Below are 26,861 nucleotides of genomic sequence, written 5' to 3'. Positions count from 1 at the left end.
TCTAAGAGAGGATGAGACACTGCTTGTTTTTATGTAGCGCAAAAGTAGTAAAAAATCTGCGTTAATCATCTTAATGTGCCATTAAATAAAAAAAAATATATAACTTTGCACGCATAGTAAAAGAACTATGGGTAGATGCCCTTCCTCCTATTTGTAATCAGTAAAGGAGGATAAACAAAACAATTATGCCAGAAATATCAGTTCGTGGGCTTGAAATGCCAGAGTCGCCTATTAGAAAGTTGGCTCCACTTGCTGCTGCGGCAAAAGAGCGTGGCACTAAAGTTTATCATTTAAATATAGGACAACCAGATTTACCCACACCTCAATGTGGACTGGATGCATTGAAGAATATAGATCGAAAGATTCTAGAATATTCTCCATCACAAGGTAATCTGTCTTACCGAAAGAAACTATGTGACTTTTATAAGAAGTTTAACATAAATGTTACGCCTGATGATATTATTATCACATCAGGAGGTTCAGAGGCTGTCCTATTCTCGTTCATGTCCTGCCTTAACCCCGGAGATGAAATTATTATCCCAGAACCTGCATACGCTAATTATATGGCATTTGCCATTTCTGCAGGTGCAAAGATAAAGACTATTGCTACATCTATTGAAGAAGGTTTCGCCCTTCCCAAGGTTGAACAATTCGAGAAGTTGATTAATGAGCGCACACGTGCTATTATGATTTGTAACCCTAATAATCCTACGGGTTACTTGTACACACGTAGAGAGATGAATCAAATACGTGACCTCGTTAAGAAATATGATTTATATCTCTTCTCTGATGAGGTCTATCGTGAATACATCTATACAGGCTCACCCTATATCTCGGCAATGCACTTGCAGGGGATAGAGAATAACACGATACTTATAGATTCTGTTTCTAAGCGTTACAGCGAATGCGGAATACGTATCGGAGCTTTGATAACCAAGAATGAAGAGATACGCAAAGCCGTCATGAAGTTCTGCCAAGCACGTTTGTCTCCACCACTTATTGGTCAGATCGTAGCAGAGGCAAGTCTTGATGCTCCACAATCATATTATCGTGATGTATATGATGAGTATGTCGAACGACGTAAATGTCTTATTGATGGCTTAAATCGTATACCAGGTGTTTACTCCCCTATCCCTATGGGAGCTTTCTATACTGTAGCAAAGTTGCCTGTTGATGATTCTGATAAATTCTGTCGTTGGTGCTTGGAAGAGTTCAGCTATGAAGGCGAAACTGTCATGATGGCTCCTGCTAGTGGCTTCTATACAACCCCTGGTGCCGGTCGTAATCAAGTTCGCATTGCATACGTACTTAAACGAGAAGACTTACAGCGTGCTTTGTTTATCCTACAAAAGGCACTAGAGGCATACCCAGGACGCGTAAAGGAAGAATAAAATCAAAACTCAAGTTTATAATTCTAAAATTATAGTTCATGAACACCATGGACAGAACTTATGAACTATCCGCTTTTTATTGCTCGAAAGATTTATAATGGAGGCGACAAGACCAGAAAGGTTTCTAAGCCTGCTATCCGTATTGCCACCATTGGAGTGGCAATAGGTTTAGCTGTGATGATCATCTCTGTAAGTGTCGTTCTCGGCTTTAAACACTCTATCCGTGATAAGGTTATCGGCTTCGGAAGTGATATAACTGTAGCTGACTTCCTTACCTTACAAGGTTCCGAGCAATACCCCATCCAAATCAATGATTCTTTAATCAGAGCTCTAAAGAGTACACCTGGTATAAAGCATGTACAGCGTTATGCTTACACACAGGGAATCTTAAAGACAAACGATGATTTCCTGGGTGTATTATTAAAAGGTGTTGGTCCTGAATTCGATTCAACCTTCATTCATTCAAATATGATAGAAGGGACTCTTCCAAAGTTTTCTGATTCTGAAAGCCACCAAAAGATTGTTATCTCAAAGACCATCGCAGATAAACTAAATCTTAAAGTGGGGCAACGCCTCTTCGCTTACTTTATTAACAAGCAAGGAGTTCGAACCCGTAAGTTCACCATTACAGGGATTTATGCTACTAACATGAAGCAATTCGATTCACAGATTTGCTTCACGGATCTATACACCATCAACAAGCTCAATGGATGGGAGCCTGATCAATATAGCGGAGCTGAATTGCAAGTCAATGACTTCTCACAGCTCAATCTCGCCACAATGCGGATATTAAATAAGGTGAAGAACACGGTGGATCATTATGGTGAAACTTATTCTGCCGAGAATATTACAGAGATGAATCCCCAAATATTCTCTTGGTTAGACCTGATGGATATGAACGTTTGGATTATCCTAGCACTTATGACCGCCGTTGCTGGTGTAACAATGATTTCTGGCTTACTGATTATTATTCTTGAGCATACACAAATGATTGGTATTCTCAAAGCTCTCGGCTCACGCAATCGTCAGATACGCCATATATTCCTTTGGTTCTCAACGTTCATTATTGGCAAAGGCTTACTCTTAGGAAACATCATTGGCTTAGGTTGCATCTTATTACAAAAGTGGTTAGGCTTAATAACACTTGACCCACAGACTTATTATGTGAGTGTTGTTCCTGTAGAGATTAACATTCCCCTCATAATAGCCCTCAACCTTGCCACATTATTAATTTGTATTATTGTTCTAATTGCCCCAAGTTATCTCATCAGTCATATACATCCTGCCAAGTCAATGTATTATGAGTAAAGAGAGCTTTCTCTCCCTATGCTAAAAACTTAAAGTAGGAACAGACGCCCTCGTCTGTCCCTACTTTGTGGCATCATTCTGGAGAGAATAATGCTCCACCCTAATAAACTTTATCCAATTCAGCTAGACAAGTAAAAGCATGATGCTTTTACCATTATATTTTATACCTCAACTAACTACTTCTTATCAATTACAACGTAAGTTAAGCAACTATCGATCTCTAAGTTAAATATCAATTGTACTTTAACTTAGATGACAATCGTACTTTAAGTTAGTGTCCTATCGTATTCCTATAAGACCTATCATGCTATACAAGTTTGTATAGCGAATTATACAAACGTGTATAACTAATTATACAAACGTGTATAACTGATTATACAAACGTGTAGAATATCGTACTCTAACTTAAAATAGGATCGTTATGCAACTATCTATACCTTCGTTGATCAATGCTCAACAGCATTCATTGACTTAGTATCTGCAAATTACTAATAAATGAGTATTGTCATATCAATAGGAAGCAAGTACCTTTGCAAACGAATTTACATGCCATTCATTTACCTAATGAAGAATTGTTACATATTAAATATATCAACTAAATTTAAATATTATCGGATTAAAACCGTGAAGAGTATGAATTTAAGAAAGACTTTTTACTCCCTATTTCTTAGTGGATTCCTTCTTTGCCTATTCTCTTGTGCAAAGGAAGATGAGTTTGAATTACCTACGTTGGTTCTTTCGGAGAACAGTGTGACGTTTGACAAAGGTGCTAGTGAAAGGAACATCAGTGTGACAACTAACCAGAGTAATTGGGTAGCTTCATCGCCTCAAGAGGGTGATTGGCTATCATTAGTACAAGATGGAAACCTGTTGAAAGTAAAGGTTGGAGAGAATAAGATGGGGGCTGAACGTACAAGCTACGTTTTAGTCAATGCGAATGGGGCTACTGGGAAAGTAGAGATTAAGCAGAGTGCGGCTGATGTGACGCTCGATGTTATGCCAACCAATATATATCTTCCACAAGCGGGTGGTGAGAAGACTGTTGATATTACTACTAATTCGACGGTTTATGACGTTACGATGAGTGAGGACGTTAGTTGGCTGAAGATCGTCAAAGCCGAGGAAGAGATAAAGCTGATAGCAGAGCGTAATGATACTTACCAGAAGCGCGACGTGAAGTTATATGCTAAGAGTGGCAATGTTACCCGAGAGATTGTTGTTTCGCAATCAGGTGTACAGCGTTATATTGTACCTATCAACCCTGGTGCACCGCAAGATGTACATAAGATTATGGAATATGAACTGGGACGCGGTAGTTATCTTCGCGAGTATCAGACAGCTGTTCCCGCATACGGATTGGAAGAGATGTACACCTTTATTACTCCTTCTCCTATCTTTACACTGATACAATATTGTAGTTCGGATGGTGTTACTCCTTCACAAATCATTACGGTTGGTGACGGAACCAAGGCGATTGCTGCAATAAAGGATAGAGCTTTTGACAGATTCCTTACTGAGCATGGTTACGTTCGTAGTAATTCTGAATCAGATAGGGAGTACATGAATGAGAAAGAACTTCTATCATTGAAGGTATATATATCAGAGAAAGAGAATAACGAAGGGGTTAATCTTACGTTCACGCCTGTTATGAAGCAGATCGGTGAATATAAGACTTTTGATAAACTTCCCTACTATCCACTTGAATTATTACAATCAGACGATGTGAAGGTAGCACAGATTGAGCAATATGAGCAGAAAGCTGGTAGCAAGGAAGAGGAGCGCACAATGAATGAAGATAAGAATACGGAGGTATCACAGCTACAATATACCTTAAAGAAGAATACAAATCCAGAGGCACCATACGGTCGTATTCACATATTCTATACTACGGATAAGGACGGCTATGCACCTTCTAAACTGGGAAGCGTGCAGATTGGAGCATTACTCTTTAAGGATACGAACCTCGGTGTATGGAAATATGGTAATAAGTGGATTGCGACAAAGGAGATTAAGAAGAAGCTAGGCGATGAAGGGTTCTCTTACTTACGCTCTTCGGGGAATAACCATTTCTTTGTTCGTGAGCGCGATCATCTTGTAATTGCGGTTACTTGCGTGTCTGACAATAATACTCCTACCCTTGCACTCCTCTATAGTTACGATCCCTCGGTATCTGGCGCAGGTAGTAAGGCTGTTAAGGCTCAAGCGAGAATGGTAAAGAACTTCATGGCAGCTAAGGAGGCATTGAAGTTTTAGTCATGTGATTCTACATTATATATATACTATCCCAATATGCGTATAATGAACTTATATAAACAACAATACATCTATGTCCTGTTTCTGCTATTAGTGATGATGGCGGGATGTAGTGAGAAAGATAACTTCGAGCAACCTTATCTGAACGTTTCGGAGAAGGAGTTATCATTCTCTAGTCAGATAGATGAGAAAACAATTACGGTGAATACGAATTGTAAGGAATGGATTGCGACAACTCCTAAGCCTTGGATTCATATCACACAGAACGGAAACAGCCTATCTGTGCGAGTAGATAATAATACTACAGGTGCGGAGAGGAATAGTTATATCCTCGTTGATGGTGGTCTGGCTGTTGAGAAAGTCATAGTAAAGCAGAGTTCGTCTGACTTTACATTGGGTTTTGCCAATAATGAGATAATACTTCCGCAAGGAGGTGGTACTACTACTGCTGATATCAATAAGGAAATCAGTCAATACGAACTATTACAAACAGAACAGGTTGATTGGTTACAAGTTATAAAGAAGAAGCATAGCTTGAAATTCATATCTAAGGCTAACTATGGTGTAGCTGAAAGGACTATCAAACTTATTGCATCCTTAAATGGGAAGACTAGTGAGATTGTGGTTAAGCAGCCAGGTGTATCAACATTCATCCTAGCATGTAACCCAGGGAATCCCTTTAGTTTGCATAAGATGATGGACTTTGAGATGCGCCGAGGAAGTCTATTCACCGAATATGGCTCTCCCGATATAGGAAACGGAATCTATGAAGAGAGTTACTTCTTCAAGACTACTTCCCCTCTCTTTAAGGATGTTGTCTACGTGCATGATACCAAGTATTTTGTTCCTACCCGTATTTACACCCGATCGTTAACAAAGGAGGGAGTAGATGCTGTGAAGTCACAAGCCTTCCAAGACTTCCTTCGGGCGAATGGCTATACACGAGATGAGCAAGATACCAACCATTACGTCAATATAAGAGAGCACTTTACTATGGATGTTGATATGCGAGAGAGTAATAACAGCGTTGTTTTGTTCTTCCATCAAATGCACGAACAGAACCATGATTACGAGACTTTCCAACATCTTGACCTCGGTCCGATAGAGCTATTACATAAAACCGACAAGAAAGTAAATGACGTAGCAGCGTATGAGGCTAACAAGCATAGCGAAGAGATTAAGAAACAGATGACTAGCACCAATGATGTCGCTGCGATTGTGTATAAGACGAACGATCCAACGGTAGTTGCTCGCACCTACTACTTCTATGCACGTGGCGGAGAAGATCCTATTCCACAAGGTATGGAGGGCAGTGTAGAACAGTATAGCCTTAGTATTGGGCAGCCTAACCTAGGTATTTGGCAGTATGGTAACGAATGGTTCGTAACACGTGAGTTCGATAAATTACTAACCGCTAACGGCTTTGAATCTGTGGGATATAATGGCAGGCATCACGTCTATGCACGTCGTTCCGACTTCCTTACACTAGCCATCTTAGGTGGCGAATTTGCTGATGTAAACAATGGGAAACCAGTTATGCAGATTAGCGTACTATACAAGAAGAACGTCTTTGATGGTAGCAAGCAACAAAGGTTAGCTAAGGTTGAACGTCTACTTAAAAGATAATAACAAAGAAAAGAACAATAATGAAGAACAACATTATACACGTAGGTGCATGTGCGCTATTGAGCCTGATGTTCGCGACATCATGCCAAGATAATGTAGAGCCGGACACATCTAACAATGGCACACGATCCGTAATAATTGATAAAGGTCTCTTCGCTGTAAAGGGGCGTATTAATGTGAAGCTAGAAGAACCTGTTAGTGCAGCCATCCCCACCACACGTAGCGGCAATGTAGAGATGCAGAGCGTACCATCAGCTATTGCAACAGCTATGAAGACTTCCGGTGCTTACAAGATGGAGCGTGTCTTTAAGCCCGCAGGTATTTATGAGGCACGCACGATAGCAGCAGGACTCGATCGCTGGTACACCATCTATTTTGATGAGGGTAAAGATGTGGCAGCAGTCGTAAAGCAATTTAGTAAGACTAAGGGTGTAGAATGTGCAGAGCGTGTCCTCCCAATGGCTCGCCCAGAGGTAAAGGCAACGCCCTATCCTACAACAACTGCAACTACTAGCTTACAACCCATAGCAACCAGTAGCTTTAATGACCCACTCTTACCTAAGCAATGGCATTACTACAATGACGGCTCAATCAATAACCATGCTAGAAAAGGAGCCGACTGCAATGTTAAGCCTGTGTGGGAGAGATACACGACTGGTAAGAAGAATGTCATCGTTGCCATAGTGGATGGCGGTATAGACATCACCCACGAAGATCTTATGGATAATCTCTACATTAACGAGAAAGAAAAGAACGGGCAACCTAACATTGACGATGACGGCAACGGCTTTATTGATGATATTTACGGATACAACTTCGTGGAAGCAAAGGATGTTGTTGGTGGTAAGATAGAACCCGATGATGAGGGGCACGGCACCCACGTCGCTGGTACTGTTGCCGCACGTAACAACAACGGGAAAGGTGTTGCAGGTATAGCAGGTGGCAACGGAACGGCAGATAGCGGTGTACGTCTGATGAGTTGCCAGATATTCAGAAAGAAGAACGAACAAGGCGATGCTGCAGCCGCTATCAAGTATGCTGCGGACAATGGAGCTGTTATCTGTCAGAACTCTTGGGGGTATTCGTCGAATACGGGTGTTACGTCTATGCCGCAGTTACTAAAGGATGCTGTAGACTATTTCATCAAGAATGCGGGCTGCGATGCTAACGGACAACAGCGCGCTGACTCACCAATGAAAGGTGGCGTAGTCATCTTTGCTGCCGGCAACGAGAATAAGGAGTTCTCGGCATATCCCGCCTGCTATCCACCTGCCGTATCTGTTGCATCAATGGCTTGGGACTTCACCAAGGCTAGCTATAGCAACTATGCTAAGTGGGTTACGATTACTGCTCCTGGTGGCGATCAAGACCGCTTCGGCAATGAGGCTGGTGTGTTAAGTACCGTTCCGAAGAGTAAGGCTAGCTCTGGTTATGCCTATATGCAGGGCACCTCCATGGCTTGCCCACACGTATCGGGTATTGCGGCTCTCATTGCCTCTTACTTTGGTAAGCAAGGTTTCACCAATGAGGAATTAAAGTCGCGCTTAACAACCGCATACAGACCTTACAATATAGATGAGCAGAACCCAGGATACAAGGGTAAGTTAGGGCGTGGATATATTGATGCAGAAGCTGCATTCGAGTCTAATCCTAAGACAGCACCCGAGAAAGTGCCAAGCTTATCCTTAACTCCCGACTTCCTAGATATCACTGCCGAATGGAGTGTAGCAAAGGATAAAGACAAGACTGCTACGTTCTATAGATTGTATATCAGTCCTAACCAACTGACCGCAGAAAGCCTCAACGACATGAGTTACAAGGAGGTGAATGGTATGGGACACAGCATGGGTGAGACGCTGAAATACACATTCAACGAATTGAGAGACAACAGAACTTACTATATCGCAATAGTAGCTGTCGATCGTTGGGGGAATACTTCTGCGCCTATCATCCAACAATGTACAACAAAGCTAAACCATGCTCCAGAGGCTAGCGGATTCCCTGAAGAAACCATTGATGTAGCAGAAGATGAACGTAAGTCATTCAGCTTTAACGTTACCGACCCTGATGGGCATAACTGGTACATAAAGGATGTGGGCGAGACGAGAGGCGTATCTTATTCTGTCAACGGATCTACGGTCACCGTCCACATAGTTCCTGTGTTAGAAGCTGGCGAATACACTTGTAAGTTTATCCTCACTGATGACTTAGGCGCAACGTCTGAAAAGCATTTCATCTTTAGGATAGTCAAGTATATCCCACCCCAGTTGGCTAAGCCATTCGGCAACTATATTATTGGTTTGGATGAGGGTGCCGTAACTATTCCGTTGGCTGATCACTTCACCTACAATGGTAAGAAACAGCTTACATACAAGGCTAATATCTCGAATGGGAACATTGCCACCGCCACGATCGACAACAATCATCTGCGATTATACCCACTGACAAAGGGTATCACAAGTGTTCGTCTCACGGCATCAGATGGTAGGCTGACATCCTCGGAAGGCTCATTCCAAATACGTGTCGTGGAGCGTAAGGCAGCTCCCGTATATGCAGTCTACCCTATCCCTGTGAGAAAAGACATCTATACCTTACTCAATCCCGAGGTAAAACAGGCAGAGTTTATTGTTAGCACTACCGTAGGCGAACGATTAGTGAAGACAACCCTTGTTCCCGACAAGAACAACGTTGCTACCTTAGATCTGTCGCGCCTTAACCCAGGAACCTACAAACTAACAGTACGCACGAATAAGGGCAACCATACACAGATGTTCATCAAACGATAATTATAGTCAAACATGAAGACAAAATATATTATACTAACAGCTTGTGCCACACTCCTCGGTGTTGCACAAGCAAATGCACAGGGGCAGAACCTACCAATACTAACAGCTAACACGGATGCTCGCGCAGCTGCCATGGGTAACACATCAGTTGCCGCAGAGGGGATGTTGCTCTATAATAATCCTACGACCATCTTCTCGTTAGACAAGAGATTCACTGCCGATGCCTCGGCTTCCTTATACGAGAAAGCAGAGGGAGCAAACGGGACTTTCGGACTATATGCAGCGACCATAGGATATAGATTTGCCAAGCGTCACGCAGCGTTCGCAGGCTTTCGATATGCAGGTGGACTGAAGTTCAAAGGTTATGACATGAGTGGTGAGCCTACCAAGGATTACCAACCTTACGATTGGACTATCGACTTGGGTTATACTTATATGATAGGAAACGGATTCGCTGCTTATACCACGGGGAGTATCGTCTTCAGCCATCTTTCAAAGAACGCTACAGGAGGCGCAGTCACTATAGGGGCATCGTATCAAAACCATGAGATGACCCTTGCACACAGGCAAGCTAGTCTGATGATAGACGCCAAAGCAGGAGCCATAGGTCCCCAGTTAGACTTTGGAAACAGGAATAAGACATCCCTACCAACATATTTCGGCGTGGGAGGAATATTATCCGTGGATGTAGCCGACAAACATCAAGTCGCTGCTGCCTTATCCAGTAGATACTTCTTCCAACCAGCGGATTACAAGACATTCACGGCTAGTTGTGGACTCGAATACACCTATAATCACTTGGTGTCTGTACGTACAGGATACGAATACGGAGACCATGATTTAAGCCATTTCACAATAGGTGCCGGCATCAAATATAAAGGGCTACGACTCAACGGAGCTTATCTCTTGAAGACAGCTGACGCAGGAAGTAGTTATTGTACGATCGGTGTCGGATGTGACTTCTAACTATTGCGAGTTCATGAGAAGACATAGCAGTTCGTTAAGTATCACCTTGATGATATTCCAGTATCATCCTAATGATATTCCAGTATCATCCTAATGATATTCCAGTATCATCCTAATGATATTCCAGTATCATCCTAATGATATTCCAGTATCACCCTGATGATACTCCAGTATCACCCTGATGATATTCCAGTATCACCCTGATGATACTCCAGTATCACCCTAATGATATTCCAGTATCATACACGTGATACTCTAATGAGACCTATGTGTAAAGAGTAATAACACCTATGTGTTACTATCCGACTCCTATAAGACTCACAAAATAACCAACATAAGTAAAACAATTAATTATAAGATTATGAGGAAAACTTTATTCTCCATGTGTGCATTAGCACTAAGTATAACCACATCAGCTCAGATAACTGAGACGCCAGCAGGTAAGCTGATTGATAACATGTATCGCTCGAGTGAATCATGGATACAAAAGAGTTGGACAGGTACCGCACGTGGTAGATACGAAGGCTTAGTATCTAAGATTGTCGTTGGTGACGATAACTGCCTTTACATCTATAATCCGCTTTCGGGACTCGATAGCAATACGTGGTTGAAACTTGAGAAGGTGAGCGAGGGGAAATATAAAGCCATGCTCCCGCAAGCTATTCATAAGGACGACAATGGCGATGATGATGACGATGAATCAGGGAGCACAGAACGCACGCTCTACTTAAATCGCCTGCGGACTATTGGTAAGAAGAAGTATGAGGTTGTTCCAAAGGATAAGAACTTCATGGAATATTCATGGGATGGTAAAACGCTTAAGATGCTCGGTGCCGAGTCGGATGGCGTGATTCTGGGAATGACTTACAATAACAAGTGGGAAGAACGTTACGGAGACTGGTCTGTTACCATTCAATCCTTCGATAACAGCCTTATCACACCTCCTGCTACGGCTATTAGAAAACAATATACACTCACATCCAAGGAGATGACTTCCCCACGCATAGTAGAGGCGGCTGTGAGCGGTGATGAGCTGTATGTAAAGGGGATCTTCAAGAGTCAGAAGATAGCTGATAAGTGGTTGAAGCTTACAAAGGAAGGCGACAAGTATGTGATGATGACTAACCAGTACTTAGGTACGACCGTGAAGACTGACTTTAAGTCCTACTCGTTTGACAAGGCAGAATACCACACTTTCGCTGCAGCACTAAGCAATGCAAACACCATTGCAGACAAGATAGAATTTAAGCTGGATGCGGGAAAGGGCATACTTACCACCGATGGTATTCTAAGGGTTGTACAGGGTAAGAGCCGTGCAACTAATATTCCGAATGATGAGCTTGAGAGTTACGAAGCACTTACACTAAAGTCTTATGAGCAGAAAGCTGGTAAGCCTGCGACACCGAAGTTACAATATTGTTCAGCAGTCGATAGCTACGATTACAGTACAACTACCACAACATTAGCTTTCTATGTAAACAACGCTGATACTGATGGTAATTACCTTGACACATCTAAGATGTACTATAATGTTTACTTAGACGATAGCACAGAGCCATTCAAGTTCAAGAAGGAGGAATACAAATACTTGGATGAGGATATGACAAATATCCCGTTTAACTTTAAGGATAAGTGGGGCTATGACTTCAAGAGTAACGACAATCAGCGTATCTTACATTTCTATGGTGCTAAAATCAAGAAGGTGTCTGTCGTGATGGTATATGAAGATAATGGCACGAAGTATTCCAGTGATCCAATGACTACCCCTGTTGTGACGGCTGGTATAGAGAATGCAACCATCAAGAATAATCAGGCGGAGAAGTATTATACCATAGAAGGCTGCCAGATAGAACACATGCAAAAGGGGCTAAACATCGTGAGATACTCTGATGGTACAACTAAGAAAGTAATTGTTAAGTAGTGGGCTTGCGAATAGCTAATACTATTTGACAAGAGCCTTTATAAGACGCAAGAAGATGCCTTTCTAGATGTCAGGAAGGCGTCTTCTCGTATGTAAAGGATAGATATTACCTACTTAACGGTGATGTGAAAACAACCCTGATGTTTCTCATGCTTAATATAACAGCGACCTTGCGAACGTAAGTCATTGAGCACCTCACTCAGAACCCATTTCAGTGTATCATTCCTTACAGGGCGCGTGACAGAGGCGTAGCGGTTATAGGCTATGTCGAAAGTTGTACCATACAAGTGACAACTGTTACTGGTAGCATTATGGTTATGCTGACATAGCTTCCTGACATCCTCTTTTGTTCTTAACACACTAGAGACTAATATCTTGTTGATAGGAACACCTTTAGCTTGGAGGCTATCCATGAACGTGCGTGCAATATCTTGAAGTAACACGGCGGCACGTGGGACAAGATAAGGAACACTGCTATTCAGTTTCTTTAAATCATAATATGGATTGCTACCTATATATACTAACTCGTTCTTGCGCTTCTCTGCATCTAAGCGGTTGGCAACTGGGCGTACACCATAACGAGAAGCAGCATTGAGTTGTAAGGATTGTGAATCTGGGAAACTCTCATCATAATCTCTTACGCCGACAATCCTATTCTTCTTCAATGCGCCACTTAACCTATAGAATGAAGACAACTTCATCCTGTCAGGGGTGGATTGTGAGATGATCTTGATTGAATCAGCACGTCGTCGCTCTTCTTCTGTCATCTTTCCACTCTTTACATTCTCCGTGTTATGCCCAACTCGAACTACTGATGGGAACAACAACTTAATGGTAACAAAGAAGAGTGCTATCACGATGAACACTAATAATATACGCCTTTTACTTATCCTTAATTTCTTTTTCATTGTCACAAAGGTAATAAGAAAAGAGGAAAGCAAATAAGAATATAACGCATCCTAATTATGAATTAAGAATAATTTGCAGGTATCACTAAATTATAGTAACTTTGTAACCATAATATAAAACAGACGGCATTGATAGAAAAGCATATAGTCCTAGAGGATATAGACCCTGTGGTATTCTATGGAGTTGGTAACGGGCATCTACAGATGATTAAGTCCCTCTTTCCGAAGTTGAGAATCGTTGCACGAGATAATGTTATCCGTATCTTGGGTGATGAGGAAGAGATGGCAAAGATAGAGGAGGACATAGAGACTATGCGCAAGCATATTGAGAAGTATAACACCATTACAGAAGAGGACATCCTTGATATCGTGAAGGGGCGCAAGACCAAAGCTGATGCGATAAAGGACGTCCTTGTTTATTCTGTAGCGGGTAGACCTATCAAAGGGAGATCGGAGAATCAACAACAGCTGATTGATGCTTTTGATAAGTATGATATGATCTTTGCTGTAGGTCCTGCGGGTACTGGTAAAACGTATCTAAGTATAGCTCTAGCCGTTAAAGCACTGAAGGAAAAGGCGGCAAAGAAGATTATCCTATCACGTCCTGCTGTTGAGGCTGGGGAAAAGTTAGGCTTCTTACCAGGAGATATGAAGGATAAGATTGACCCGTATCTACAGCCACTATACGATGCTTTAGAGGATATGATTCCCGCTGTAAAGCTACAGGATATGATGGACAAACACATCATACAGATTGCGCCTCTGGCCTTTATGCGAGGTCGTACACTGAGCGATGCTGTAGTTATCCTTGATGAAGCACAGAACACAACACCAGCTCAAATCCGTATGTTCCTTACTCGCATGGGATGGAACACTAAGATGATTATTACAGGTGACTTGACTCAAATAGACCTCCCACATGCAGAGATGAGCGGATTGAAAGAAGCTCTTTCTATATTGGGCAAGGTAGAAGGTATATCAGTCATCAACCTTGACAAGAAGGACATTGTTAGACACAAATTAGTTACGCGTATCGTCAACGCTTATGAAGCACACGATAAGGCGGACAAGAGATAGGACTCTATAAACATAAAGACAATGAAAGCATTAACAAAGACTGAATTCCATTTTGATGGACAGAAGAGTGTGTATCACGGCAAAGTACGTGATGTGTATGACATCAACGACGACCTCATCGTCATGGTAGCTACCGACCGAATCTCTGCATTCGATGTCGTACTGCCTAAAGGAATACCGTTCAAAGGACAGGTTTTGAACCAGATTGCTAGCAAGTTCCTTGACTTGACAGCTGATATCTGCCCTAACTGGAAGTTAGCAACACCTGACCCTATGGTTACAGTTGGTCTGAAGTGTGAAGGCTTTCGTGTTGAAATGATTATCCGCTCCATTCTTACAGGTTCTGCATGGCGTGCTTATAAAGATGGATGCCGTGAGATTTGTGGTGTAAAGCTACCTGATGGTATGCGAGAGAATGAGCGTTTCCCAGAACCTATCGTAACCCCAACTACGAAAGCTGATGAGGGGCATGATATGAATATCTCAAAGGAAGAGATTATCAAACAGGGTATCGTTTCTGCAGAAGATTACGCAATCATCGAAGATTGGACACGTAAGCTCTTTGCACGTGGTCAGGAGATTGCTGCTAAGCAAGGCTTGATTCTTGTTGATACAAAGTATGAGTTCGGTAAACGTGACGGTCAGTGCTACCTCATAGATGAGATTCACACACCAGATTCTAGTCGCTACTTCTACGCTGATGGATATGAGGAGAAACTAGCAAAGGGAGAACCTCAGAGACAGCTCTCAAAGGAGTTTGTACGCCAATGGCTTATTGAGCACAACTTTATGAATGAACCAGGTCAAACTATGCCAGAAATAACTGACGAGTATGCAGAGAGCGTCAGCGAACGTTATATTGAACTTTACGAACACATCACAGGTGAGAAGTTTGATAAAGCGGCTGAAGAAGGTGATATCGCAGCACGTATCGAGAAGAACGTCAAGGAGTATCTGGCTTCTAGAAAGTAACTAATTAAGAAAAGGAAGGAGTTAAGGAATGGTATTGGCTTCTTTACTCCCTTAACTCCTTCTAAGTTTCTTAACTTCCTAATTAAAGTATGTACGAACAGGAAAAGATAATACCCTATAATGGTAAAGGAGATAAAGGCAAACTTGTTGAAGAGATGTTCGATAAGATTGCCCCTACTTATGACACACTGAATCATAGACTCTCATGGGATATTGACAAAGGGTGGCGCAAGAAAGCTATTAAGCAATTACAGCCTTATCATCCACAACTGATGTTAGACATAGCAACTGGTACTGGAGACTTTGCTATCCTTGCAGCAAGGGAACTTTCTCCAAGTCATCTTATCGGAGCTGATATATCAGAAGGTATGATGGCTATCGGACGTGAGAAGGTCAAAAAGGCTGGACTTAGCAAGGTTATCTCTTTCCAAAAGGAGGATTGCCTCAACTTATCTTTCCCTGATAACACATTTGATGCTGTTACTGCAGCCTTTGGTATCCGTAACTTTCAAAATCTCGATAAAGGACTTACGGAGATTTGTCGTGTATTAAAGAAAGGTGGACATTTGAGTATTGTAGAACTGACAACGCCTGTTAGCTTCCCAATGAAACAACTCTTCCGCATATACTCCAACACCATCTTACTCAATTATGCAAAGTTTATCTCCAAAGATAAGAGTGCTTACGAGTATCTCAACAAGACGGTTGAGGCATTCCCACAAGGCGAACGGATGATGGAGATATTTCACAAAGCAGGATTCGCCAAAAGCTCTTTCAAGCGACTGACATTCGGAATATGCACGATGTATCTGGCCGAAAAGTAAGCAGATAATACAAGGGTATAGACCTACTCCCACAAAATACAAACTCATAGAACAAGTTTAAAACATGGATAAGTACGGACTTATTGGTTATCCTTTGGGACATTCCTTTTCTATAGGCTACTTCAATGAGAAGTTTGATAATGAGAACATCAATGCTCGTTACATTAACTTTGAAATTCCATCTATAGAAGACTTTATTGAGGTTATAGACTCCAATCCAGAACTACGTGGATTGAATGTGACTATCCCATATAAGGAACAAGTTATACCTTATCTCGATAGTCTTAGTCCTGAAGCAACAGCCATTGGAGCCGTTAATGTTATTCGAGTCACCCACAAAGGGAAGAAGACACAACTGAAAGGTTTTAATAGTGATGTGATTGGCTTCACACGTAGTATAGAACCTTTATTAGAGCGGCATCATAAGAAAGCCTTAATTCTAGGAACTGGTGGCGCTTCAAAAGCTATAGAATTTGGACTAAGATCTCTTGGACTAGAAACAAAATTTGTCTCTCGTACGAAACGTGATGGCATCTTATGTTACGAAGATATAACAGCTGACATTATTCGGGAGTACAATGTTATTGTGAATTGCACTCCACTAGGTATGTACCCAAATGTTGATTCATGTCCTAAACTTCCCTACGAAGCAATGGATAGTCACACCTTATTATATGATCTACTTTACAATCCAGACGAAACCTTATTCATGACAAAAGGACGTGAACAAGGTGCAGTTGTAAAGAATGGTTTAGAAATGCTCTTACTGCAAGCATTTGCTAGTTGGGAGTTTTGGAATGGGAAGGAACAGCGCTAGCTTAACGCAATTAATAATATTACTTTATACAACCATAAGTTATAGATAATCTCAACACGACAATTCCTTAGATATGGACAACAGATACATGATGCGCGGCGTAAGTGCTGCCAAAGAAGATGTGCATAATGCCATCAAGAACATTGATAAAGGACTCTACCCACAAGCTTTTTGTAAGATTATTCCAGATATCCTTGGTGGTGATCCTGAGTATTGTAACATTATGCATGCTGATGGAGCTGGCACAAAGTCTTCTCTAGCTTATATGTACTGGAAAGAGACAGGTGATTTAAGTGTATGGCGTGGTATAGCACAAGATGCTATCGTCATGAACACAGATGACTTGCTTTGTGTGGGTGCAGTAGATAATATCCTTGTTAGTTCAACGATTGGTCGTAATAAGATGCTTGTACCAGGCGAGGTAATTTCAGCTATCATTAACGGAACCGATGAGTTACTTGCTGATATGCGTAAGATGGGAATAGGTATCTACCCTACTGGTGGCGAAACAGCAGATGTAGGCGACCTTGTTCGTACAATTATCGTTGATTCAACAGTTACTTGCCGTATGCGTCGTAAGGATGTTATCGACAATGCGAATATTCGTCCAGGTGACGTCATTGTTGGTCTTTCATCTACAGGTCAGGCAACCTATGAGAAACGTTATAATGGCGGTATGGGAAGCAACGGTTTAACATCTGCACGTCATGATGTTTTTGCTAAATATCTAGCAGAGAATTATCCTGAGAGTTATGACCATGCAGTACCAGAAGAATTAGTTTATAGTGGTAAATACAAACTAACTGATTCTGTTGAAGGGAGTCCTGTTAATGCAGGTGAGTTAGTACTCTCTCCTACTCGCACCTACGCTCCTGTTATCAAGAGATTACTTGATGAGTTGCGCCCTGAAGTACATGGTATGGTACATTGTACTGGTGGTGCACAAACAAAGGTTCTACACTTTGTTGGTGAGAATTGTCGTGTTATTAAAGATAACATGTTCCCAGTTCCCCCTCTCTTTCGTGCTATTAAAGATTGTAGCGGTACTGATTGGAAGGAGATGTATCAGGTGTTCAATATGGGGCATCGTATGGAGATCTATGTTCGCCCGGAAGTTGCTGAACAGGTTATTGCTATTAGTAAGTCCTTTAATATTGATGCACAAGTCATTGGACACATAGAAGAAAGGAAACGTAGCCTAACGATAAAGAGTGAGTTCGGAACATTTGAATATTAATATCATGACAATAAAAGAAGCCATACTAGTAAGTTTGAAGGACTTTCCCCAAGGAGCACAAGCGAAAGAGGTCTATCAAAATATAATAGATAAAGGTATCTTTCAGTTTAACACAAAAGCTAAGACACCGGATGCAACTGTGTCCGCCAATTTAGTTACAATGGCAAAAAAGGGAGATACTCGTATTGGACGTTTTAAAAATGAGAAGAATATATACTGTTATTATCTTAGTGAATATTCTAAGAATATAGAAAATATAACTGCCACACAAGCACAAATCGGTACATCCAATATAACCTTTCATGAACGAGATCTTCATCCACTCCTTTGCTGCTTTTTACATCATCAAGGGATTATGGCAAAGACTATCTTCCATGAGAAGTCTAAGAAAGATGATGAACATCAGAAATGGATACATCCAGACATCATTGGAGTAAGGTTTGTTGAACAAACAAATACAATTAGCAATTCATTGTTCAAAGCTATAAGCAAGAAAGACTCTCTACAACTGTATTCATACGAATTAAAACGTAGGATTGATAATGATTATGAGCTAAAGAAATGTTTCTTTCAAGCCGTTTCTAACTCTAGTTGGGCTAACAAAGGATATCTCGTTGCATTTGAGATCAATAGAGATCTTAAAGAAGAACTCGCACGTCTTAATCATTCCTTTGGCATTGGTTTCATTCTATTGAAATCTAATCCATACGAGAGTCAAATCTGGTTAGAAGCTAAAGACCGACAAATAGACTTTAAAACAGTTAGTAAGCTTTGTGAAATTAATCCTAACTTTAAAGATTTCATTAAGTCTGTTGAGGCTACATTAACGGCAGACGAGAAACATTTTACGGCTTCTAAAGCTGCATTGGAAAATATTTGTGATAAATATCCTAAGTCGGATAAAGAGATACAGGAACATTGTATAGATAAGCATATTCCAACTACCGAAGAAGAATTTACGGAAGATGTATAATAACTCCACCCATAAAGATTATGATCGATAACAACAACATATTACAGAAACTTGACGGACTAGAAGCCCGTTATGAAGAGGTATCAACACTCATTACTGACCCGAGTGTTATAGCAGACCAGTCACGCTACGTTAAGCTGACAAAGGAATATAAGGATCTTGGCGACATTATGGATGCTCGCAAGCGTTACATCACTTGCCTTACAACCATTAAGGAGGCAAAGGATATCATCGCTAACGAGAGTGATGCAGAGATGAAAGAGATGGCACGTGAGGAACTCGCAGAGAATGAGGAACTACAGCCAAGACTTGAAGAAGAAATTAAGATTCTACTTGTACCAAAGGATCCAGAAGACGCAAAGAATGTCCAGATGGAGATTCGTGGTGGAGCTGGTGGTGATGAGGCAGCACTCTTCGCAGGCGACCTCTTCAATATGTACAAACGTTATTGCGATAAGAAAGGTTGGAAGCTATCAATAACATCTGTATCCGAAGGTGCTGTAGGCGGCTTTAAAGAGATAGATTTCGCTGTAGAAGGTGAGAACGTTTACGGAACACTGAAGTATGAGTCAGGCGTGCACCGTGTACAACGTATACCAGCGACAGAGACACAAGGACGTATGCACACATCAGCAGCTACAGTAGCTGTGTTACCTGAAGCTGATAAGTTTGAAGTAAATATTAACGAAGGAGATATCAAATGGGATACCTTCCGTTCGAGTGGTGCTGGTGGTCAGAATGTCAATAAGGTTGAGTCTGGTGTGCGCTTGCGTTACCCATGGAAGAATCCTAATACTGGTGAGGTTGAGGAGATCCTTATTGAATGTACTGAGACCCGCGACCAGCCAAAGAATAAAGAGCGTGCTTTGAGTCGCCTTTATACCTATATATATGATCACGAACACCAAAAGTATATTGATGATATTGCGTCACGTCGTAAGACTCTCGTTTCTACTGGTGATCGTAGTGCCAAGATACGTACTTATAACTTCCCACAAGGACGTGTCACCGATCATCGTATAGGTTTTACAACTCATGACTTACAAGGATTCATGAATGGTGAGATTCAAGAGATGATTGATGCACTGACTGTTGCAGAGAACGCAGAGAAGTTAAAAGAGAACGAATTATAAAACACTTTAAAACATTACAGAATGGAGACAAAACAAAAAAAGCCAGGTAAGTTAGACATTGATGAAAACTATGATTTAAGATTGGTCAAAACATGGAACCCTGCACTTAGATGGCTACTCACATTGCCAGCAGGACTTATTGCTATGCTCATCATCCAGCTTGCTTATGGGTTCATTGTTCGCCGTATCTTATCAAACTTCGATGAAGCAAGTACTGTTAGTATCATCGTTAATTGCTTCTTCTTATTTGCAAAGTATGCTATGCTTGTTGTGGCAATGACTGCAACAACACCAGTAGCAAGGACTAAGAAGAAACTTGCATCAATTATATGTGCAATTATTGCTGCAATCATCTTATGCGGTTCAACACTCCTTTTGGTTCATTTTGCAGATAGTATAAACCAAACGATGATGATATCTACAGTCGTTGCATCTCTACTTGGTATATTGTTTGGCGTATGGCATGTCTCCACTTCTACTTCTAAGCCATTAGAACAAGAATAAATAATGAATCTAACAAGATAAGAAGAGATAAAGGTAGGGACAGACACCCTCGTTTGTCCGAAACACGATAAACCGTGTGGGACTAACGAGGGTGTCTTTTCTTTCCTTAGGATAATTAATTAAACACCTAATATGAACAGACAACAACTAATCAACGAGATCTTCTTTAAGAAGACTTTTTTGTGTGTCGGACTGGACACTGACATCAATAAAATCCCTGAACACTTGAAAAAGGAGGAGGATCCTATCTTTGCTTTCAACAAAGCAATCATCGATGCAACAGCACCTTATTGCGTTGCTTATAAGCCCAACCTTGCTTTCTATGAGTGCTACGGGCTCAAAGGTATGGTTGCTTTCGAAAAGACTATCAAGTATTTAAAGGAGAATCACCCTAATCACTTTATCATTGCCGATGCAAAGCGTGGTGACATTGGCAATACCTCTAAGATGTATGCCCAGACCTTCTTTGAGGAGTATAACCTTGACTCCGTCACGGTTGCCCCTTACATGGGTGAAGACAGTGTGAAGCCCTTCCTTGAGTACGATGGTAAGTGGGTTATCCTTCTCGCACTCACTAGCAATAAAGGTAGTCACGACTTCCAATTAACAGAAGATCAACAAGGCGAACAACTCTTTGAGAAGGTATTAAAGAAGTCGCAAGAATGGGGAACCACAGAGAACCTCATGTATGTAGTTGGTGCAACACAAGGCAAAATGTTTGAGGACATTCGTCGCATAGCTCCTAACCACTTCCTCTTAGTACCAGGCGTCGGTGCACAAGGTGGTAGCTTGCAAGAGGTATGTAAATATGGAATGACAAAGGACTGCGGTTTGCTTGTCAATTCTTCTCGTGGTATCATTTACGCTGGCAAGGACAAAGACTTCGCAGAGATGGCAGCTCAGAAGGCGAAGGAATTGCAACAAGAAATGGCTATTGAGTTAGAAGCTATCAAATAAGCCAACATAAAGCCCCAAAAGATTCAACACATAAGCTGACGAACTTACCAAGAAAAAGTTGAGGGCTTATACAAACGAACAATAAAACAGATTGTTGCAAACATTAGACTATCATCCAGCTAATAGAACCATAAAAAGAGATAGAACATTATCGTTCCATCTCTTTTTTGCTTTTTATTGTTAAGTCGATCAACTTAGATTCTCAATCCCTTCAGAATTTCATTCATCTTCTGCTTTGTCTCTATGCGCGTTGGAACCAAAGGAAGACGGAGCACATTCTCTATCATTCCCATATCATTCAACAGCGCCTTACAACCAGCAGGATTACCATCTACAAAGAGAAGTTTATATAACTCTGTGAACTGATGATGTATCTTTCTTGCTGGCTCATACTCTCCATTAAACTCAAGACGAATCATACGAGAGAACTCCTTAGGAAGTGCATTGCCAATAACCGAGATAACACCAACTGCACCACTGGCAATCATTGGGAATGTCAAAGCATCATCGCCACTAATAACCTCAAAGTGCTTAGGCTTATTCTTGATAATCTCATCAACCTGCTCTAAATTCCCTGATGCTTCTTTAATAGCGACCACATTATCGAACTCTGACGCAATACGTACAGTTGTCTCTGCCGTCATATTCACACCTACTCTACCAGGCACGTTATACATGACGATGGGTAAAGGACTAGCTTGCGCAATAGCCTTGAAGTGCTGGTAAAGTCCCTCCTGACTTGGTTTGTTGTAATAAGGACAGATACTTAGAATACCATCAATACCCTGCCAGTCTGTCGTCTTTATCTCATCTACAACAGCTACTGTATTATTCCCACCGCAATACTTCAAGATAGGTACACGACCATTAACCACCTTCTTTACAACACGTGTCAACTCATCCTTTTCTTCACGAGTCAAACAAGGAGCCTCGCCTGTTGTCGCTAAAATACAAAAGAAATCAGCACCATTAGCTAATTGATATTCAACTAGACTCACAAGTGCGTCATAATCTATACTACCATCTTCTTTAAATGGAGTAATTAAGGCTATACCTAATCCATGAAAAACATTCTGCATAGTAAAACTGTCTTAAAGAGACCTTCTACAATTACCCGCCAATGCTAAGTATATTGTAGCTTATATCCTATATATGGTCTAAGAGATAATTTTAATGTTGTTGCAAATATAATAATTAATTACCAATCATCAAAGGATTACTCCTTTTATCTTATCAGGGTAACAAAAATGAATCGACCTTTTACAGTATATTTAGCCGATTATCCTACTCTAACTTAAACAACGATCGTACCTATACTTAAACGACAATCGTACTTTAAGGTAGAAGCCAACCATACTTTAACTTAAACAACATTCGCCCTTATACTTGATAAACGACTTTATACAAGTTTGTATAGCCTTTTATACAAACGTGTATAATCAATTATACAAACGTGTATAATAGATTATACAAACGTGTAGAACATCGCACATTAACTTAAAGTATGATTGATGTTTAAGTATAAATTCAATTGATGTCCAAATTAAAGTATAAATGAAGAGTAAATAAGTTGGTTTATAGACTGTACTCTAAGTTATTTATCCTAAAAAACTATTTTATCTTAAAACAAACGGGAGGTAAACACTGTTACTTATTGTTTACCTCCTTTTCATATCTATCAATATATAGGATTATTATTGTGGGCAAAAAACGATGGGTAAGATATAATAGCATGAGACGGGAATCCCGTTATGCTTTCCTGGATTCCATTTAGGCATCTTCTTTATTACACGAAGTACTTTCGTATCAAGCTCATGGTTAGTGCTTCTGTAAATACTAAAATCAGACAATCTGCCATCTGACTTTACAATAAACTTTACCATCACTCTTCCATATACTCCTTCTCTAATTGTCCGTTTGGAAAAACGAAGGTGAGATATTAACCAAGTATTAACGTTACCTTTAAAGCTTGGCATCTCTTCAACAACTGTGTAGACTTTCTTTTCATTTTCTACGAAATCATTTTGAAAGCTACTGAATGCTTGAGTTATAGTCGTACCCGTCACTAAAAATAGAAATAATATGAATATAAATCTCTTCATTTGGTTTCTTCTTTATTAGGTTTGGATGATATGTTCTTTGAGAATCAGTAAGAACTCTATCAGTATAACCTACTACGAAAGTAAAGATTTCTAAGAGGATTAAGGAGTTACAATCGCTTTAATTCTTCAAGATTCTTTTCTTCTTTTTCAAACTTTTGTTTACCAACACTATAAGTGAAACGCAACATGATCTTCCGACTTTCTCCATATCCCCAAGATGAGAGATTCAAGCTATTTTTTATTCCATAGCTATCCCAACGCTCTGTATGTAACAGATCAGTCATCAATAGTGAAAGGCGGAAACGATTATTATTCCATGATTTATTTAAGTCTAAATCAATACCACCAGTTGACTTATTCACTTCATAACTTCCTCCTTGACGTTTTGAATAGTATCGTCCTGAAAGCTCTAGGTCGATACCTAAAGGTAAATGAAAATTATTGTTTGCGGATAAGAAACATGATGGACGTTTATATTCTTGCTTATAGTTCTCGTAATTCAACTTATTATCAAAATAGTAAAATCCAATGTTGGAGTTGATATCCCACCATGAAGTAAGACGCTTAGAATAGACCGCTTCTAGTCCTATTTGCTGTTGTGTCCCTATATTTTTAGTTGTCATTATCGTCTTATTATGCTCAAACACATCAGTAAGTGACGTAAAGTAATCATCTAGCTTATTATAATATAAGCTTAAAGATAAACTACTCCATGTATAGTTCAGTATAATCTTATTGCTTATCTGAGGCTTAAGAAAGGGATTGCCTTTCCAATAAGATAACTCATCTAATAAATATTCAAAAGGATTTAGATCTTCATACCGAGGTTTATCTTGTCGCCTGCTGTATAAAAGAGCTACTTTGTTCTTATCATTGAAAGCATAAGAAACAGACATATTGGGGAATAGATTCAACTTCTTTCGATTATTTTCTTCTATCAACTGGTTAGCATAAGAGTGCAGCTTATTATTGGTATACATATACTCCATACGTAGACCAGTACTTAACTCTAGTTTATTCAAAGAGAGTGTGTATTGCGCATAAGTCTCAATATTATCTTCGTTGTACTTAAATCTGTTTGAACGTTGTGAGTCTATTAGCCCATTCTTTTTAAAAAGAAAGATATTATCACTCTTTATCAATGAAGTCTTAGCACCTATTAGCCATTCATTCTGTGCATTAGGTTTATATTTATAGTCAGCTAATAAGGCATAAATATCAATATCTTTGTCAGGTTGAGAATAGAATAAATCAGAACGAATAAGTATGTTATTAGATGAAAAATAATCATTGGGTTGTTGGCAACGAGCTTTACCATCAAAGTGTGTCCAATCAACAGAAAAAGATAACTGATGACTCTCTGATGGTTGGTATAGATAATTTATACTGTTATTGTATTGAATTGTCTTCTGCTTTACATAGTCATTGCGTGCCTTTAGGATTCCATCTAACGTAGAGGTACCATTATATACCTGTGTTGTTGTCTCTGTCAGACCAGGTCCAACAAGCAGATTCATCGTACTATTAAAATACAATTTATTCTTTTGATTAGGTTGCCAAGAGAAATCAACACCTACAGAGTAAGTGTTTCGCTTATCAGTATCAGATGTTTCTGATATACTTTTATTACCATCTTGAACTTTCTCAAAGCCATACTTCATTGCATAATGTCCTAAGCTATGGCTATAGTTCAAACCTAATTGCCATTTGCTTTTGTTGAAGGAGAAAGAAATATCAGAGTTTTGTCTTATGTTTTTCCAGTAAGACAAACTATGTGAAGTTGTAAGGAAGGTACCAGTTCTTTCATTGCTTTTCAAGATAATATTAATAACTCCTCCTGCTCCATCAGTACCAAAACTCGCATTAGGATTAGTAGAACTTTCAATGCGAGTAATTTTAGATGAGGGCAGAGAGCGCAGATAAGCAGAAAGCTCTTCTCCTTGTAACATAAGTTTCTTTCCATTTATGTATATGGCGGTTCCTCCAAGAGTAGCTAAAGATATATCTCCCTTACTATTTACCGATATTCCGGGTGAGTGCTTTAAAACATCTAAAGCATTTCCGATATCGGTAAGATAAGTTTGTGCCACATTTATCTGTAATTTACCATTAGATAAGCTAGTTAATGGACGTGACTTGCGAGCTGTAACGACAACATCTTTCAAGACAACATTATCTGCTTCTAACTGAATAGTTGGAAGAATCTCCGATGCGGTGATTGTTATATCTTTCTTAAATTCTTTATAACCTAATGCCCTTATATATAAAAGGAAATGTCCTGTTTGCTCTGGAAGTTGAAAGTCTCCATTATCATCAGTAAGTGTCGTTTCTATAAGGATACTATCTGGTAAAGAAATTAGCATAACTACAGCGGCATCAATTCCCTTACTTTGCTCATCAACAATCCTTCCGCTTGCATTATTCTGTGCACTCAATGAGATAGAATATAGTATTCCAATACAAGATAAGATTACTTTCAAAAGAGACTTCATCGTCTTTAATAAATACTTGTTACTCAAAAGATAATTTGTTCAGACGGGTTTTCAATTCGTCTGCATAAGATTTGCGAATGGAGAGGGTTAGCTCACAAGTATTATCAAACACTTGATTGATGATTCGTGGATTCATATCCTTTACTATCTTCATGACTGCATTCATCATTGGATAAGAGAAAGTAAACTTAATCTGCTCTTCTATAAATCTTTCTTCGATGTCACAATGAGCAATGGCATCGGATGATGCTTCCCGATAAGCCACTATTAGTCCACTTGTACCAAGTTTGACTCCACCAAAATAACGTACAACAATAATAAGAGTATTTGTCAATCCATTGCTATCTATTTGTCCTAGAATGGGTTTACCTGCAGTAGATGATGGCTCTCCGTCATCATTCATTCGGAATTCTTCTCCCATGAAGCCGATCCTGTAAGCATAACAGCAATGGCGCGCATTATAGTACTTCTTTCTATACTCTTTTACTATCTCTAAAGCTTGTTCAACTGAGTCTACATGATGGGCAAAAGCGAGGAACTTACTCCGACTTTCAGAGTAAAATCCCTCACCTATTGCTTTTTCTGTTATTGTTTTATATTTATCGTTGTCCATT

The 26,861-nt window shown here is 40.1% G+C and carries 21 protein-coding genes; 16 read left to right on the top strand and 5 right to left on the bottom strand.

Annotated features, from left to right (window positions below):
* The first annotated feature begins 185 nt into the window (after positions 1 to 185).
* The 7 genes from D464_RS0100945 (at position 186) to D464_RS0100915 (ending at position 12,251) form a co-directional block, all read left to right on the top strand.
* The gene (locus tag D464_RS0100945) at positions 186 to 1,391 is read left to right on the top strand and encodes a pyridoxal phosphate-dependent aminotransferase (protein ID WP_018909746.1); all 1,206 of its coding nucleotides are present in this window, start codon (positions 186 to 188) and stop codon (positions 1,389 to 1,391) included.
* Between the two features lie 60 nt (positions 1,392 to 1,451).
* Positions 1,452 to 2,699 carry an ABC transporter permease gene (locus tag D464_RS0100940; protein WP_018909745.1) on the top strand — a complete coding sequence of 416 codons (1,248 nt, stop codon included), beginning with the start codon at positions 1,452 to 1,454 and terminating at the stop codon, positions 2,697 to 2,699.
* A 633-nt stretch (positions 2,700 to 3,332) separates the two neighbouring features.
* A complete protein-coding gene (locus tag D464_RS0100935; protein ID WP_024985947.1) occupies positions 3,333 to 4,952 on the top strand; it encodes a BACON domain-containing protein in 1,620 nt (539 codons plus the stop codon).
* A 36-nt stretch (positions 4,953 to 4,988) separates the two neighbouring features.
* The gene (locus tag D464_RS0100930; RefSeq protein WP_018909743.1) at positions 4,989 to 6,578 is read left to right on the top strand and encodes a BACON domain-containing protein; all 1,590 of its coding nucleotides are present in this window, start codon (positions 4,989 to 4,991) and stop codon (positions 6,576 to 6,578) included.
* A 20-nt stretch (positions 6,579 to 6,598) separates the two neighbouring features.
* Complete coding sequence (locus D464_RS0100925; protein ID WP_018909742.1) at positions 6,599 to 9,364, top strand: S8 family serine peptidase; 2,766 nt, start codon at positions 6,599 to 6,601, stop codon at positions 9,362 to 9,364.
* A 12-nt stretch (positions 9,365 to 9,376) separates the two neighbouring features.
* On the top strand, positions 9,377 to 10,330 hold the full coding sequence (locus D464_RS0100920; RefSeq protein WP_018909741.1) for a PorV/PorQ family protein: 954 nt from the start codon (positions 9,377 to 9,379) through the stop codon (positions 10,328 to 10,330).
* Between the two features lie 361 nt (positions 10,331 to 10,691).
* On the top strand, positions 10,692 to 12,251 hold the full coding sequence (locus D464_RS0100915) for a hypothetical protein (RefSeq protein WP_018909740.1): 1,560 nt from the start codon (positions 10,692 to 10,694) through the stop codon (positions 12,249 to 12,251).
* A 110-nt stretch (positions 12,252 to 12,361) separates the two neighbouring features.
* On the opposite strand, the gene D464_RS0100910 is transcribed toward D464_RS0100915, so the two are convergent.
* The gene (locus tag D464_RS0100910) at positions 12,362 to 13,159 is read right to left on the bottom strand and encodes a DUF5715 family protein (protein WP_018909739.1); all 798 of its coding nucleotides are present in this window, start codon (positions 13,157 to 13,159) and stop codon (positions 12,362 to 12,364) included.
* A gap of 129 nt (positions 13,160 to 13,288) precedes the next feature.
* On the opposite strand from D464_RS0100910, the gene D464_RS0100905 reads away from it, so the two are divergent.
* The 9 genes from D464_RS0100905 to pyrF all read left to right on the top strand — a co-directional run bounded on the left by D464_RS0100905 (position 13,289) and on the right by pyrF (position 21,653).
* Entirely contained in the window at positions 13,289 to 14,236 is a 948-nt protein-coding gene (locus D464_RS0100905; protein WP_018909738.1) for a PhoH family protein, read from the top strand.
* 21 nt (positions 14,237 to 14,257) lie between these two features.
* Positions 14,258 to 15,208, top strand: a complete 951-nt coding sequence (locus D464_RS0100900; protein WP_018909737.1) for a phosphoribosylaminoimidazolesuccinocarboxamide synthase — start codon at positions 14,258 to 14,260, stop codon at positions 15,206 to 15,208.
* Between the two features lie 89 nt (positions 15,209 to 15,297).
* On the top strand, positions 15,298 to 16,032 hold the full coding sequence (gene ubiE, locus D464_RS0100895) for a bifunctional demethylmenaquinone methyltransferase/2-methoxy-6-polyprenyl-1,4-benzoquinol methylase UbiE (protein WP_018909736.1): 735 nt from the start codon (positions 15,298 to 15,300) through the stop codon (positions 16,030 to 16,032).
* Between the two features lie 64 nt (positions 16,033 to 16,096).
* On the top strand, positions 16,097 to 16,849 hold the full coding sequence (locus D464_RS0100890; RefSeq protein ID WP_018909735.1) for a shikimate dehydrogenase family protein: 753 nt from the start codon (positions 16,097 to 16,099) through the stop codon (positions 16,847 to 16,849).
* A gap of 73 nt (positions 16,850 to 16,922) precedes the next feature.
* Entirely contained in the window at positions 16,923 to 18,086 is a 1,164-nt protein-coding gene (locus tag D464_RS0100885; protein ID WP_018909734.1) for an AIR synthase-related protein, read from the top strand.
* Between the two features lie 4 nt (positions 18,087 to 18,090).
* Positions 18,091 to 19,059, top strand: coding sequence for a membrane protein (locus tag D464_RS0100880; protein ID WP_018909733.1), 969 nt, complete (start codon positions 18,091 to 18,093; stop codon positions 19,057 to 19,059).
* 20 nt (positions 19,060 to 19,079) lie between these two features.
* The gene (prfA, locus tag D464_RS0100875; RefSeq protein ID WP_018909732.1) at positions 19,080 to 20,192 is read left to right on the top strand and encodes a peptide chain release factor 1; all 1,113 of its coding nucleotides are present in this window, start codon (positions 19,080 to 19,082) and stop codon (positions 20,190 to 20,192) included.
* Positions 20,193 to 20,213: 21 nt separating this feature from the next.
* Entirely contained in the window at positions 20,214 to 20,696 is a 483-nt protein-coding gene (locus D464_RS0100870) for a flagellar biosynthesis protein FliQ (protein WP_018909731.1), read from the top strand.
* Between the two features lie 132 nt (positions 20,697 to 20,828).
* Entirely contained in the window at positions 20,829 to 21,653 is an 825-nt protein-coding gene (gene pyrF / locus D464_RS0100865; protein ID WP_018909730.1) for an orotidine-5'-phosphate decarboxylase, read from the top strand.
* Positions 21,654 to 21,847: 194 nt separating this feature from the next.
* Here the strand turns inward: pyrF and dapA are convergent, their stop codons facing one another.
* The 4 genes from dapA to D464_RS0100845 form a co-directional block, all read right to left on the bottom strand.
* A complete protein-coding gene (gene dapA / locus D464_RS0100860) occupies positions 21,848 to 22,732 on the bottom strand; it encodes a 4-hydroxy-tetrahydrodipicolinate synthase (RefSeq protein ID WP_018909729.1) in 885 nt (294 codons plus the stop codon).
* Between the two features lie 615 nt (positions 22,733 to 23,347).
* On the bottom strand, positions 23,348 to 23,755 hold the full coding sequence (locus D464_RS0100855; protein WP_018909728.1) for an energy transducer TonB: 408 nt from the start codon (positions 23,753 to 23,755) through the stop codon (positions 23,348 to 23,350).
* A 107-nt stretch (positions 23,756 to 23,862) separates the two neighbouring features.
* Positions 23,863 to 26,247 (bottom strand): TonB-dependent receptor domain-containing protein, encoded by a 2,385-nt coding sequence (locus D464_RS0100850; RefSeq protein WP_018909727.1) that lies wholly within the window; start codon positions 26,245 to 26,247, stop codon positions 23,863 to 23,865.
* 19 nt (positions 26,248 to 26,266) lie between these two features.
* Positions 26,267 to 26,860, bottom strand: a complete 594-nt coding sequence (locus tag D464_RS0100845) for an IMPACT family protein (protein ID WP_018909726.1) — start codon at positions 26,858 to 26,860, stop codon at positions 26,267 to 26,269.
* Position 26,861 lies beyond the last annotated feature (1 nt).

This window comes from Prevotella veroralis DSM 19559 = JCM 6290, from assembly GCF_000377625.1.
Lineage (GTDB): Bacteria > Bacteroidota > Bacteroidia > Bacteroidales > Bacteroidaceae > Prevotella > Prevotella veroralis.
Note: the sequence above shows the minus strand (reverse complement) of the source record. Positions and strands in the feature narration are given on the sequence as shown.